11 protein-coding genes and 2 rRNA genes (1 of these 13 only partly in view) are annotated in these 14,716 nt (G+C 30.7%); 6 read left to right on the forward strand and 7 right to left on the reverse strand.

Annotation, left to right across the window (positions count from 1 at the left end):
• Positions 1–9: 9 nt before the first annotated feature.
• Together IPH62_02720 and IPH62_02725 are read left to right on the forward strand one after the other, a co-directional pair.
• On the forward strand, positions 10–1,380 hold the full coding sequence (locus IPH62_02720; GenBank protein ID MBK7104180.1) for a UTP--glucose-1-phosphate uridylyltransferase: 1,371 nt from the start codon (positions 10–12) through the stop codon (positions 1,378–1,380).
• Between the two features lie 122 nt (positions 1,381–1,502).
• Positions 1,503–2,462, forward strand: a complete 960-nt coding sequence (locus tag IPH62_02725; GenBank protein MBK7104181.1) for a hypothetical protein — start codon at positions 1,503–1,505, stop codon at positions 2,460–2,462.
• Between the two features lie 18 nt (positions 2,463–2,480).
• Here IPH62_02725 and IPH62_02730 read toward each other — a convergent pair whose 3' ends face one another.
• The 4 genes from IPH62_02730 to IPH62_02745 all read right to left on the reverse strand — a co-directional run bounded on the left by IPH62_02730 (position 2,481) and on the right by IPH62_02745 (position 7,391).
• On the reverse strand, positions 2,481–3,206 hold the full coding sequence (locus IPH62_02730; GenBank protein MBK7104182.1) for a hypothetical protein: 726 nt from the start codon (positions 3,204–3,206) through the stop codon (positions 2,481–2,483).
• A complete protein-coding gene (gene mtaB, locus IPH62_02735; GenBank protein ID MBK7104183.1) occupies positions 3,203–4,525 on the reverse strand; it encodes a tRNA (N(6)-L-threonylcarbamoyladenosine(37)-C(2))-methylthiotransferase MtaB in 1,323 nt (440 codons plus the stop codon). Before mtaB ends, IPH62_02730 begins: the two co-directional genes overlap by 4 nt.
• A gap of 248 nt (positions 4,526–4,773) precedes the next feature.
• The gene (gene rpsA, locus IPH62_02740; protein MBK7104184.1) at positions 4,774–6,612 is read right to left on the reverse strand and encodes a 30S ribosomal protein S1; all 1,839 of its coding nucleotides are present in this window, start codon (positions 6,610–6,612) and stop codon (positions 4,774–4,776) included.
• 101 nt (positions 6,613–6,713) lie between these two features.
• The gene (locus tag IPH62_02745) at positions 6,714–7,391 is read right to left on the reverse strand and encodes a (d)CMP kinase (GenBank protein ID MBK7104185.1); all 678 of its coding nucleotides are present in this window, start codon (positions 7,389–7,391) and stop codon (positions 6,714–6,716) included.
• 95 nt (positions 7,392–7,486) lie between these two features.
• Here IPH62_02745 and IPH62_02750 point away from each other — a divergent pair, with 95 nt between their 5' ends.
• Positions 7,487–7,735 carry a GlsB/YeaQ/YmgE family stress response membrane protein gene (locus IPH62_02750; GenBank protein ID MBK7104186.1) on the forward strand — a complete coding sequence of 83 codons (249 nt, stop codon included), beginning with the start codon at positions 7,487–7,489 and terminating at the stop codon, positions 7,733–7,735.
• A 199-nt stretch (positions 7,736–7,934) separates the two neighbouring features.
• Here IPH62_02750 and IPH62_02755 read toward each other — a convergent pair whose 3' ends face one another.
• Positions 7,935–8,702 carry an inositol monophosphatase gene (locus tag IPH62_02755; protein MBK7104187.1) on the reverse strand — a complete coding sequence of 256 codons (768 nt, stop codon included), beginning with the start codon at positions 8,700–8,702 and terminating at the stop codon, positions 7,935–7,937.
• A gap of 83 nt (positions 8,703–8,785) precedes the next feature.
• Here IPH62_02755 and lon point away from each other — a divergent pair, with 83 nt between their 5' ends.
• From lon to dnaX, 3 genes are read left to right on the forward strand one after another with little or no spacing between them, the layout of a single operon-like run.
• Positions 8,786–11,203 (forward strand): endopeptidase La, encoded by a 2,418-nt coding sequence (gene lon, locus IPH62_02760; GenBank protein MBK7104188.1) that lies wholly within the window; start codon positions 8,786–8,788, stop codon positions 11,201–11,203.
• The gene (locus IPH62_02765; GenBank protein MBK7104189.1) at positions 11,200–11,718 is read left to right on the forward strand and encodes a GAF domain-containing protein; all 519 of its coding nucleotides are present in this window, start codon (positions 11,200–11,202) and stop codon (positions 11,716–11,718) included. The genes lon and IPH62_02765 overlap by 4 nt, the downstream gene beginning before the upstream one ends.
• A complete protein-coding gene (dnaX, locus tag IPH62_02770; GenBank protein ID MBK7104190.1) occupies positions 11,715–13,397 on the forward strand; it encodes a DNA polymerase III subunit gamma/tau in 1,683 nt (560 codons plus the stop codon). Before IPH62_02765 ends, dnaX begins: the two co-directional genes overlap by 4 nt.
• Positions 13,398–13,465: 68 nt before the next feature.
• Here dnaX and rrf read toward each other — a convergent pair.
• Positions 13,466–13,580, reverse strand: a 5S ribosomal RNA gene (gene rrf, locus IPH62_02775).
• 68 nt (positions 13,581–13,648) lie between these two features.
• A 23S ribosomal RNA gene (locus IPH62_02780) occupies positions 13,649–14,716 on the reverse strand (it continues 1,935 nt past the right edge of the window).

Here is a 14,716-nt window from a genome sequence, read left to right on the forward strand (position 1 = left end):
GAGAAAGTTTTGCAAAATAATTCAATAAAAAAATTTATAAGTAAAATGGAAATAGAAAATCTTCCCAAAATTGTAATTGATACATTTGAATTTTATTATAAACAACTAATAAGCGGTGAAAGAGGAATGCTTGCAGAATCTGAAATTTTACCGATTGAAAAATTACAAAACTCGGAAAATTTGGGAATTGAATTTACAGAATTTGGCAAAAAGGTTTTGAAAAATTCTGTTATGATAAAATTGAACGGCGGCTTGGGAACAAGCATGGGATTGAGCGAAGCCAAATCATTATTAAATATAAAAAATGATTTAACATTTTTAGATATTATTGTAAAACAAGCAATCAATAGTAAAATTCCATTAGTTTTAATGAATAGTTTTAGTACTGAAAAAAAATCTTTGGAAGTATTAAAAAAGTATCCGGAATTAAATCATAAAATTCCTTTTGATTTTCTTCAGCATAAAATTCCAAAAATAAATTCAAATAATTTTGAGCCGGCAGAATTTAAGGAAAATGAAAATCTTGAATGGTGTCCGCCCGGACACGGCGAAATATATTCTGCACTTGTTACAAGTGGAATGTTGGAAAAAATAATTTCAAACAATTATGAATTTGCTTTTATCTCAAACTCAGATAATCTTGGTGCAGTAATGGATTTAAGCATTTTAGGATATTTTGCAAAGAATAAATTTCCGTTTTTAATGGAAGTTACCGAAAGAACCGAAGCAGATAAAAAAGGCGGACATTTAGCTAAACTGCAAAACGGACAATTAGTTTTACGTGAATCTGCACAGTGTTTAAAAGAAGATGAAAATGATTTTCAAAATATTACAAAACATAAATTTTTTAATACAAATAATATTTGGATCAACTTAAAAGTTCTGCAAAATATTTTAAATGAAAATAAAAATATTCTTGGCTTGCCAATGATTGTAAATAAAAAAACCGTTGATCCGAGAAATTCAAACTCACAAAGTGTATTTCAGTTAGAAACAGCAATGGGTTCTGCTATTTCTGTTTTTAAAAATGCTTCGGCAATTTGTGTCCCCAGAACAAGATTTGCTCCGGTAAAAACTACAGATGATTTATTAGCGGTTCGATCAGATAACTATATTTTGACCGATGATTTTAGAGTAATCATAAATCCGGGAAGAAAATTGCAGCCTTTGTTTGTAAAGTTAGATTCAAAACACTACAAACTTGTTGATGATTTGGATGAAAAATTTCCGCATCCTATTTCTTTAGTTAATTGTGAGAAATTGATCATTAATGGTAATTATTCATTTGGGAAAAATGTTAAAATAGTTGGAGATGTTAAACTCGAAAACTTATCAGAAAGTCAAGTAATTATTGATGATAATACAATTATAACAAATTAATATTTTCTAAAATTCTAACACTTTGTCAAAAATAATTAACCCATTTTGAAAAATATATTTATTGTAGAGTCTCAATATTTAATATAGTTTTCCTTAGATAATTTTCTTTTCTGGAGAATCAAATGAAAATTTTAAGAAATTTTATTTTGTTGTTTTTCATTTTTATTTCAATTTCTGGACAAACTTTAAATCCCAGAAAAATTGTTTTACTTCCATTGATTTCAAACGGAATTGATTACACATCGTCCAAAACTTCAGAAGCAATTTTAAGATTAGAATTAAGCAAATTTTCAAATATTGAAATTATTTCCGAGAAAAAAACATTTGAAATAATTTCCGAAGATGAATGTTCGGAAGAAGAATGTGCAATTGAAATCGGATCAAAATTAAATGCCGATGAATCTTTAATTTGTAAATTAAATTCATTGGGTGAAAAAGTTATAGTTCAATACATTTTAATTGACGTAAAATCAGAAAAAAAAATTCTTATAGAACAAGCAACATCTGCAGACATTAGCAATCTTGAAACAGTTATGAAAAGAGTTGCAATTAGCATTGCAAATAAAAATTCATTTAGTGAAAATGCACAAATTGGGAATATTGTTGTTAAAGAATCAGAAGAAACTTTAAGAAGAAATTCAAGATATAATTTCGGAGTTGATTTTGGCTATGTTTTTCCTTCAGAAGGTTATGATAATGATGATAAATCATTTACAATAAACGCATATTTTGATCACGAAATTGAAAATTTTGCTATTGGATTAATGGCTGGTGCACGAAACGGCTTTGCTTTAAACATTTATGGAGATTATTTATTTTCTCCGACTGATGTTTGTCCATATATTGGAACTTCCCTCGGATTTCATTGGGTTAATCATGAATATTATGATAATTTTCTTCTTGACGAATATGGATATTACAATGGAAATGAACTTGAATCACATGGAATTGAGTTAGGATTAAAAACCGGAATAAGAATTTTACATACTTATAATGTTCAATTATTTATTAACTTTGAATTTATAATGACATTCAATGATTACAACGATAAAGCTTTTGTATTTACAATTGGTATTTTATAATAAATAATCGATAATATCTTAAAATCTTTGCTGAAAATTCATCTTAAAATTACTTGGTAAATTAAGCTGATTTTCAAATCCAAAATTTACATTCCAAGAAAGTTCATTGCTTTGTTTTTTATTATAATTGTTTACAGCTTTTACAGCAAAAATAGCACTCACAATTCTATTTAAAATTAATGCTCCAACGGCAAATCTAACATTTCTATAAGCTGTTTCGCTTGATGACCACAATTCTCTATATTCTTTTCGCTGAGTTGAATTTTGCCAATCCCAAAAATGAGTATTTACATTATAGACTGCATCAAATTCTCTATTCAATTCTTTCTCGGTATTAAATTCTTCAACGTTTTGATACAAACTTATATTTGCAAAATATTCTTCATCTTTTCCATTTAATAAAACATTACCATAAGACTTTGCAAATGATTTATAATCATTTTCTTTATTGTTTCCGTAAATTGTAAATCCGGCAAAAGAACTCCAAATAACTCCATCTGCAATTGTAAAATATTGTCCGGTTGAATAATCTCCGGCGTATAATTCACCCATTCCCGGGAGTAAAACTGAATATAGAATTGCCATTGCAGCACTTTTCTTTTCAAAATTATCTTGGATTAAAGGAGTTGAATTTTTTTCAAAATTAACTAATAAGTTACTTTTCAAATTTAGCAAAGATTCATTCTGTGCAAATAATTGTGAGCAAATAAAAAAAGGTAAAATCAATAATTGTAATTTTTTCATAATAAAATTTCTACTTGGTTTGGTTCTTTGGAAAAATTTTCTACTAAACAAATATTATCATTAACACTTTTAATGTTAACAAATTTGAAAGTATTTGCCAAGTCAGTTTCAAAGGGATATTTAACTCTTACATAATTTGATGTAAAACCATATAAATAATTTTCTTTTTCAGTTTCTTCAAATAAAACTTTTAATTCTTTTCCAATCATTTTTCTGTAAAATGCATTTTTTTTCTTTTCACTTAAAATTCTAAGCATACTGCTTCGTCGTTTCTTTTCTTCATGCGAAACTTTTTCATTCATCAAAATTGCTTTTGTATTTGGTCTTTCCGAATATGTAAAAACGTGTAAATATGAAGTCGGAAGTTCATTTAAGAAATTATATGTATCCAAAAAATCTTTTTCGGTTTCTCCGGGAAATCCTATTATTACATCAATTCCAATTCCAACATCCGGAATTTTATTTACAACTTTTTCAATTACATTTTTATAAAAAGTTGTGTTGTATCTTCTTTGCATAAGTTTTAGAATTTTATCACTTCCACTTTGAAGCGGAATGTGAAAATGATTACAGATTTTTGGATTTTCTGCAGCGAGATTTATAATTTCATCAGATAATAAATTTGGCTCAATTGAACTTATGCGAATTCTAAAATCTCCATTAATATTTACAAACTTTTTTAATAATGAATATAAATCTTCATTTAAATTTTTTCCATAATCGCCAACATTTACACCGGTTAAAATTATTTCTTTGTAACCTTGATTTACCAAATCTGTGAATTGCTTTACTGCTAAGTTAGAATCTAAACTTCTGCTTTCTCCGCGAGCTAAAGGAATTGTGCAAAACGTACATTTATAATCGCAGCCATCTTGAATTTTGAAATAAGCGCGAGTTCTATCATCGCCATCTGATGAATGCGCAGAATTAAATTCATTTAAATCTGAGTTTACGTAAATGCACGAAAGGTTTTCTTTATCAAATTCTTTAATTAATTCAAATATTTTAAATTTCTCAGAACTTCCTAAAACTGCATCAACTCCTTCAATTTTTGCAATTTCTTCAGCGCGTAATTGTGCATAACATCCCGTAACAATTATGTAAGCTTGCGGATTTAACTTCAATGCTTTCCTAACAATTTGTCGACAATCTTTTTCTGCATTTTCCGTTACGGTACAAGTATTAATTACATACACATCTGCAATTTCATCAAACTCTACTTTGGTAAATCCATTTTTTAAAAATTCATTTCCAATAATTGAAGTTTCCGAAAAATTCAATTTGCAGCCAAGCGTATATAATGAAACTCTATTTTTCATTTCTATAAATTTCTAAATTCTCAAATTTTTATTTTTCTATTTTTTCTTCTTAATCTTACTCTTAATCTTATTCTTACTCTTCTTAAGCTTTATCCTTTTTGTAACATATGATGATTAAAACAAAAAATTAAAAAACAGAGTAAGATTATGATTAAGATTATGAAAAAGAAAATGCAAAAAAAAATAATAAAAAAAGGCTGTTAAAAAATTCATTTATGAAAATTTTACAGCCTTTACCAAAAAACTAACTATTTACTTTCTTTATCAGATTTTGCTTCACTTTTTTTATCATCTGATTTTTCAACGTGTACATCAGGTTCATCAAATCCCGGGAAAATTGAAGAATCAAATTTTCCGGCATCTGCATTTTTAACATCTTCAATAGTAACTTTTTCTAATTTATGTTTAGCAATATAATCTGTAATCTCAGCATCAGTTTTTTCTTTCATTGCGGCAATTACACTAAGTACAATTTTTTTATTTTCTTTATCGAATTCAACAATTTTTGCACTTAGAATTGTTTCAACCGGAAATGAGAGAGAAACATTTTTTATTTTTGATGGAGAAAGTTGTGAAGTAGGAATAAATCCATCAACGCCTAAAGTTAATTCTGCGATTACGCCTTTTTCAATAATTCTTACAACTTTAACATCTTCAAGTTTTCCAACGTGATAAACATTTTCAAAATTATCCCAAGGATTATCAGAAACTTGTTTGTGTCCTAAAGAAATTTTTCTTTCTTCGGTATCAATGCTTAAAACTAAAACGTCAAGCTTTTCACCTTTTTTAACAATTTCTCCGGGATGACGAACTTTTTTCGTCCACGATAAATCAGAAATATGAACTAATCCATCAATTCCAGGTTCCAATTCTACGAACACGCCGAAATTTGTTAAGTTTCTTGCTGTTCCTAAATGTTTAGATCCAACAGGATATTTTTTCAACAATTCTTGCCATGGATCCGGAGTTAATTGTTTCATTCCAAGAGAAATTTTCTTTTCTGATTTATCCAGACTTAAAATTACAGCTTCAATATTTTGTCCCATTGAAACATGTTGTGAAGGATGGCTGATGTGTTGAGTCCAGCTCATTTCTGAAATGTGAATTAAACCTTCAATTCCTTTTTCAATTTCAATAAATGCGCCGTAATCTGTAAGTGAAACAACTCTTCCGGCAACTTTATCACCAATTTTATAATTCTCATCAATTTTTTCCCAAGGATGAGGTTGAAGTTGTTTTAAGCTAAGAGAAATTCTCTTTCTTTCCATATCAAAATCTGTAACAACAACTTTAATTTTTTCATCAAGTTTAACAATTTCACTTGGATGATTAATTCTTCCCCAACTTAAATCCGTTATGTGAATTAATCCATCAACTCCGCCAAGATCTATGAAAACTCCAAAGTCAGTAATAGCTTTAACAGTTCCTTCAAGAATTTGACCTTTATCTAATCCTTCAAGAATTTCTTTTCTTTGATCAGAAATTGTTTCTTCAATTAATGCTTTGTGTGATACAACAACGTTCTCTGTTGCATTATTTATTTTAACAATTTTGAAATCCATTGTTTGACCAACAAATGCATCAAAATCTCTTACCGGTCTAATATCTATTTGTGAACCAGGCAAGAAAGATTCAATTCCCATAATATCCACAACCATTCCGCCCTTAATTCTTTTAAGAATTTTTCCGGAAAGTATTGTTTCATTTTCATGAGCATCAATAATTTTTGCCCAAACTTTTAGGAAGTCTGCACGTTTTTTACTTAATAACAAATTTCCGTCTTCATCTTCAACACTTTCAATAACAACGTCAACATCGTTGCCTATTTTAATTTCTTCGGTCGCTAAAAAATCACTGCGCGGAATTGTACCATCTGATTTGAAACCGACGTCTAAAACAACATTGTCGTCAGTAATCCCAACAATTTTACCTTTTATGATTTCACCTTCTTTAAGATCTTGAAACGACTGATCATAAAGTCTGGCAAGTGTTTGAAGTTCTTCATTTGAATATTCATCTGCATTCATGAATTTTGTTGATTCAAATACAGTTCTACTTTTTTTAACTTCTTCTTTTTCTTCTGACATTTAAACTCCAACTATTTTTTTTGCATTTCATTTCTTCACCATCATCAGATTTGAAACACAATTATTTTTTTAGTTTAACATTAGTTTTTTATTGATGGTTGTTAAATTTCTTTTACGTTATTTTTAATTTTTTCAACAATTTTTTCAATTTCTTGATCTATAGTTAAATTTGTTGTATCAATTTCAACTGCATCTTGAGCCTTTGTTAAAGGACTTACTTCGCGTGTGCTGTCAATCGAATCTCTATTGGTTAAACTTTTTTCAACTTCATCTTGAGAAATTTCAATTCCTTTTTCTTTAAACTCAATAAATCTTCTTTTAGCTCTTTCTTTTGATTCTGCGGTAAGATAAATTTTCACATCAGCATTCGGAAAGACGACTGTGGTTGTATCTCTACCTTCAACTACTAAATTATTATTTTCGCCAAATTTTCTTTGAAGCTTTACCAGCTCAGTTCTAACTTCCTTTATTTTACTAATATCACTTACTTTGGAATTTACTTTTGGAGTTCTGATTTTTTCCGTTACATCGGTGCCGTCAATAAATACACTTGTCAAACCATTAGAATATTTCAGAACTAAATCAATTTTTTTTGCTGCATCAATAATAGCATTTTCGTTTTCTTCAATATTATTATCTTGAGCATAAAAAGTTATTGCACGATACATCGCTCCGGTATCAACATATAAGAATCCAAGCTTATCGGCAAGTTTTTTTGCAACTGTACTTTTTCCACTTGCAGCCGGACCATCAATTGCGATAATTATAAATTTTTGCATAGTTTGTAAAAGTAATTAAATTAATACTTTTTACCAAAGAAATTTTGCTCTAATTTGTTATATTATAATAGTTTAGAAAATCTAAAAGGATAAAAATGGGAATTATTAGCTGGATTATTGTCGGCGGTTTAGCAGGATGGCTTTCAACAAAAATTGTAACTCCGAAAAATAAAAAAGGTTGTTTTGGAAATATTATTTTGGGAATTGTCGGTGCATTTGTCGGAGGATTTTTAGTTTCACAACTTGGTGGAACCGGAGTAACGGATTTAAATATTCACGGAATTTTAGTCGCAACTTTGGGAGCAGTAGTTATTCTTTGGATCTCTGAATTAATTAGTAAATAATTATTTTAAATAGAATTCAGATTACTCAGAAAAATAGATTTATTCAGATTTTTAAATGTTTTGAAAAATTTCTTTTTAGTAACTTCTGAAAATTAAATTATTGGTACTTGTCATTCCCACGAAAGTGGGAATCCAGAGAGATTTCAATAGATTCCCGTTTTCACGGGAATGACACTTTGAATATTTTACAAGTTCCTATTTATTTACTCTTTAAAATTTCTACCATTTTAGAATGAACTTTTCCGTTTGTTGCAAGAAAATTCGGAGAATTTATATTTACCAAATTTCCATTATATTCAGAAATTTTTCCTCCGGCTTCTTCAACAATTAATAATCCAGCGCAAACGTCCCAAGCTTTTAAATTTGCTTCCCAAAATCCGTCGAAAATTCCATTTGCAACAAAACAAAAATCTATTGCCGCAGAACCCAATCTTCTGATTGCACGAGCTTTTGTTAAAAATTGTGCAAAATAATTTACTTCTTCCAAATAATTATTTTTTATATCGTAAGAAAAACCGGTGACGAGAAGACTTTCCGCCAAATTATCATTTTTACTTACGGAAATTTTTTTATCATTTTCAAAAGTTCCGGAACCTTTTTCTGCTGCAAAAATTGTATCTCTCATTACATCATAAATAACTGCATAAATTGTTTCATCATTTTTTTGAACTCCGATTGAAACCGAAAAAAGTGGCAATCCGTGAGCAAAATTTGTTGTTCCATCAAGCGGATCAATTACCCATTTATATTCCGAACTTTTTGTTGTTAATCCGGATTCTTCTGCAATTATTGAGTGAGTTGGAAATTCTTTCGTTATAAAATCCGTAATGATTTTTTCCGCAGCTTTATCAATATTCGTCACAATATTTGAAGCATCAGTTTTAAATTCTATCGAAATATTTTTTCTGTAACCATTTCTTATTATTTCTCCGGCTTCTTTAGAAATATCAATAATTTTCTGCAGCATAATTTTTTCCTAATTCTTTAATTTGAATGCACTTCAATAATTTGGTATTTTGAATAATTACATTTTCAAACTTATTAATAATTATGGCAACGACAAAAAAAAATAATTCCGAAGATTCTACAATTCTTACTGAAATTCCAAAACTGCTTCCGGTATTGCCTTTAAGGGATAATATAATTTTTCCGTATATGATTTTTCCGGTTTTAGTTGGAAGAGAACAATCAATAAATGCAGCAAATTATTCTTTAGAACACTCAAAATTTATTTTTCTATCCGCACAAAAAAGAGCAAATCTTGAAGATCCTACTGCAGAAGATATTTTTGAAGAAGGAACAATTGCAAAAATTATTCAAATTTTAAAACTTCCAAACGGATTAATGAAAATTTTGGTTGATGGAATTGTTCAAGGAAAAATTAAAAAATTTTCGGACCGAAAAGAATTTTTTGAAGCAGAAGTTGAAATAATTCTTTCTGAACCAATTGAACCGCAAGAACTTAATGCGCTTATCCGACAATTAAGTAATCAGTTTAAAGATTATGTAAAGAATAATAGAAATATTCCCGCGGAAGCAATCACGGCTTATGAAAATATTGATGAACCGGATAGAAAATTATTTTATGTTGCGGCAAATATAAATCAGTCAATTCAAATAAAACAATCAATCTTAAAAAAATTCTCTCTTCGCGATCAAATTTATGATGTAATAAAATTGCTTAATTCTGAAGTGGATATTTTAAAAGTTGAAAAAGAAATTGAATTAAAAGTTCAAGAAAATATTACAAAAACACAGCGTAAATTTATTATTGCGGAGCAAATTAGAATTCTGCAAGATGAATTGGGCAAAGAGGAAGAAATTTCTCCGGAATTCAAAAAGATAAAAGAGAAAATTGCAAAAGCTAAAATGCCGAAAGATGCAAAAGCAAAAGCGGCAGAAGAATTTGAAAAACTTAGAAAAACTCCGCCAAGTTCTCCGGAGTTTACGGTAATAAGAAATTATCTTGATTGGCTCACAGATGTTCCGTGGTCCAATAAAACAAAAGATATTCTTGATATTGAAAATGTTAGAAAAATTTTGGATGAAGATCATTACGGATTAGACAAACCAAAAGAAAGAATTGTTGAACATATTGCTGTTCTAAATTTAGTAAAACAAATGAAAGGACAAATTTTATGTTTTGTCGGTCCTCCCGGAGTTGGAAAAACTTCGCTCGGCAAATCAATTGCAAGAGCTTTAGGAAGAAATTTTGTACGAATAAGTTTGGGCGGAGTTCGTGATGAAGCAGAAATTCGCGGGCATAGAAGAACTTATATTGGCGCACTTCCGGGAAAAATTATTCAATCGATGAAAAAAGCCGGAACAATAAATCCGGTAATTTTACTTGATGAAATTGATAAAATGAGCATGGATTTCCGCGGCGATCCATCTTCTGCAATGTTGGAAGTTTTAGATCCCGAACAAAATCATAATTTTTCAGATCATTATTTGGATGTTGAATATGATCTTTCTCAAGTAATGTTTATTACAACAGCAAATGTTAGATATAATATTCCTTTGCCTTTGCAAGACCGAATGGAAATTATTGAATTGCCCGGATATCTTGAACATGAAAAAATTGAAATTGCAAAAAAACATATTGTTCCAAAGCAATTGGAAGCGCACGGTTTAAATAAATTAAAAGTTGAATTGCACGATAAATCTGTTCAAAAAATAATTTTAGAATATACGAGAGAAGCCGGCGTAAGAAATTTAGAACGAGAAATTGCATCGGTGTTTAGAAAAACTGCAAAAGAAATTGTGATGAACAAATCTAAATCCCGCATGAAAAATAAAATCTTTGAAGGATTTGCAATTACTCCGGATAAAATTGAAAAATATTTGGGTGTTCCAAAATTTAGAATGCAGAAAAATTTGCGCGAATCAAAAATTGGCAGCGTAACCGGTTTGGCATGGACGAGTGTTGGCGGGGAAATTCTAAATGTTGAAGTTACAATTATGAGCGGAGTTGGAAAATTAACTCTTACCGGAAAACTTGGCGATGTGATGAAAGAATCTGCACAAGCCGCGCTTAGTTACTTAAGATCAAATGCAAAAGAATTAAAGCTGCCTTTAAATTTTCATAAGGGAAAAGAAATTCATATTCATTTGCCGGAAGGCGCAATTCCTAAAGATGGACCTTCTGCCGGAATTACAATGACTTTGGCAATGTATTCTGCAATTAGTAAAAAACCCGCAAGCGGCGATGTTGCGATGACCGGGGAAATTACTTTACGCGGAAAAGTTTTGCCAATCGGCGGATTGAATGAAAAACTTCTCGCAGCAAAACGTAACGGAATTTCAACTGTCTTAATTCCAAAAGGAAATGAAAATGATTTAGTTGAAATAAAATCCGCAATAAAAGATGGATTAAAAATAATTCCGGTTGACGATATAAAAGAAGCTTTCCAATATGTTTTTGAAAAACCAAAAACTAAAAGGAAACTAAGAAAAGTTTCAAAATGAGTTCAGAAATTAAGTTTGATAAAAATTTGGATTTGGAAGAAACTTATAAATTATTATTTCGTCAGATTGAAAATTTGATAAATACAAATGATCCAATAATTACAAATCTATCAAACATTACAGCGGCATTTAAACAAACTTTTGAGAAAATTAGCTGGGTTGGATTTTATTTAATCAAAAATAATTTATTATATCTTGGACCATTTCAAGGAAAAGTTGCATGTACAAAAATTGAAATTGGAAAAGGAGTTTGCGGAAAATCGGTTGAAAGTAAATTGACTCAAGTTATTCCAAATGTTCATGAATTTCCCGAACATATTGCTTGTGATGTTGAAACAAATTCGGAAATTGTAATTCCCATTTTTTGTGATAAAAATATTATTGGAGTTTTAGATTTAGACAGCAAAGAATTTTCTGCATTTGATGAAACTGATAAAATTTGGCTGGAAAAAATTTGTAAAATGATTTCGGAAAAATTAGAAATAACTCAATCAAAAATTGAAAAATTATTATGACTTTTATAGTTACCGCAAGAAAATGGCGACCGCAATTATTTGAAGACGTTGTTGGTCAACAACACATAACAACGACTTTAAAAAATGCAATTGAAAATAATAGAATTGGACACGCTTACATCTTTGCCGGTCCACGCGGAGTTGGAAAAACTACAACTGCAAGAATTTTGGCAAAACGTTTAAATTGTAAAAATCCAAATGGTGGAGAACCTTGCAACAAATGTGATGCTTGTGAAAATTTTCTCAAATCTCAATCATTAGATATTATTGAAATTGACGGCGCATCAAACCGTAGAATTGATGAAATTAGAACTTTGCGCGAATCTGTAAAATATGCGCCAACAAGCGGTGAATACAAAGTGTATATTATTGATGAAGTTCACATGCTTACCACAGAATCTTTCAATGCACTTTTAAAAACTTTGGAAGAACCACCCGAACATACAATTTTTATTTTTGCAACAACGGATATTCATAAAGTTCCGCTTACAATTATTTCGCGATGCCAAAGATTTGATTTTAGAAGAATTGAACTTTTCGAAATTCGGAATTTGCTGAAGAAAATTGCTGATTCTGACAAAATTGAAATTGATGATGAATCATTAACTTTGATTGCAAAAAAAGCAGATGGAGCTCTTCGTGATGCGGAAAGTGTTTTTGATCAAGTTGTTTCTTTCTGCGGAAACAATGTTGATTCTTTAATTCTAAAAAAAATGCTTAATTTGATTGATGATGAAGTATATTTCCAAATTTCGGATGCAATTTTAGATAAATCATTTAAAACAGCTTTTGAAGTTTCAGAAAATATTTATGCAAATGGATGGAATTTTATTGATTTTATAAATGGATTGCTTGAACATTTCAGAAATATAAGTACGGTGATAATTACAAAATCTGCAAATTTTATAGAAAGTTCGGAAAATCTTAAATCAAGATATTTAAAATATTCTGATAAATTTTCTGAGGGAGATTTACTTAGAATTCTTTCGTTCCTTTCAAAAATTCAGAATGAAATTAAAATTTCGCAAAATCAAAAATTAAAAGTTGAGATTTCTCTTTCTCATTTAATTGGATTTGTGAAATCCGCAACTTTGTCAGAACTTATATTAAGAGTTGAAATTACAGATGAAATAACTGATAAAAAAAAAACTGAATTAATTGATAAAATTAACGTTAAACCAAAACCTGAAAATACTTTAGATATTAATTCTGTACCAGAAGAAACAATCCAAATTTTGATGGAAGAAAAAAAATCCGTTAAAATTAAACCTTCTCCAATTGCAAAAAGTAAAACTCTCGATGAAGTAAAATTTAAGAACTCTCCAACTATAGAAACAATTAAAGAAAAGTGGAATTTAATAAAAGAAGTAATCATTAAAGAAAAATTTACTTTAGCAATTATTGAACACACATATCCGGATAAAATAGAAAAAAATATTCTGCATATTTTGGTTGATAATAAAGAAGATATTCCAATTTTAAATTCTTCATCTGAATATATTTCAAAAAGGCTATCAACTTTTTTTGATTCAAATCTTAGTACAAAATTTGAATTTAGAAAAGCTCAAAAAAATAATTCAATCGGAAATAGTGTAAATGATTTAGAAGATGATGATATTTTAAAATATCCAATAATTAAAAGTATTGTTGAAGAATTAGGCGGAAGAGAAATTAAATAGATTTTTCCAAAATTTAATATTTAAAATAAAAAAACCCCAATAATAAAAATTGAGGTTTTCAAATATAAAACTGGCGACTTCCTACTCTCCCACACTTAAAAATGCAGTACCATCGGCGTTTAAGGTCTTAACTACTCTGTTCGGAATGGGAAGAGGTGTTTCCCCTTAGCTATAGCCACCAGAAACTTTTTTCAAAAAAAAATAAAGATTGAATGAGAAATCTACAAATATACCTTCTTTAAATAAATTTAATGGTTAAGTCTCACGACCTATTAGTACTGCTTAGCTAAATACATTACTGCACTTACACCTGCAGCCTATCAACCTTGTCATCTTCAAGGAGTCTTTAGTGCCATAAATGGCAAGGGATACCTTATCTTGAAGTATGCTTCGCACTTAGATGCTTTCAGCGCTTATCATTTCCGAACATAGCTACCCAACTATGCCACTGGCGTGACAATTGGCGCACTAGAGGTTCGTTCACTTCGGTCCTCTCGTACTAGAAGCGACTCTTCTCAAGTATCCTACGCCCACAGAGGATAGGGACCGAACTGTCTCACGACGTTCTGAACCCAGCTCACGTACCGCTTTAATTGGCGAACAGCCAAACCCTTGGGACCTTCTTCAGCCCCAGGATGCGATGAGCCGACATCGAGGTGCCAAACTTTGCCGTCGATATGAACTCTTGGGCAAAATCAGCCTGTTATCCCCGGAGTACCTTTTATCCTTTGAGCGACGGCACTTCCATACGCTACCGCCGGATCACTAAGTCCTACTTTCGTATCTGCTCGACCTGTATGTCTCGCAGTTAAGCTCCCTTATGCCTTTACACTCGCCGCACGATTACCAACCGTGCTGAGGGAACCATTGAGAGCCTCCGTTACATTTTAGGAGGCGACCGCCCCAGTCAAACTACCCGCCTAACAATGTCCTAAACCCTGATTCAAGGGTCTTAGTTAGAATCCAAATAAACCAAGGGTGGTATTTCACCGTTGACTCCACTACAACTAGCGTTGCAGTTTCATAGTCTCCCACCTATCCTACACATGACCCATTCGAACCCAATGTTAGGGTGCAGTAAAGGTTCACGGGGTCTTTCCGTCCATCTGCGGGTAACCGGCGTCTTCACCGGTACCACAATTTCACCGAGCTCGTGGTTGAGACAGTGCCCAAATCGTTACACCATTCGTGCAGGTCGGAACTTACCCGACAAGGAATTTCGCTACCTTAGGACCGTTATAGTTACGGCCGCCGTTTACTGGGGCTTCGATTCAAAGCTTCGCCTTGCGGCTAACCTCTCCTCTTAACCTTCCAGCACC

This window comes from Ignavibacteriota bacterium (genome assembly GCA_016708125.1).
Classification (GTDB): Bacteria; Bacteroidota; Ignavibacteria; order Ignavibacteriales; family Melioribacteraceae.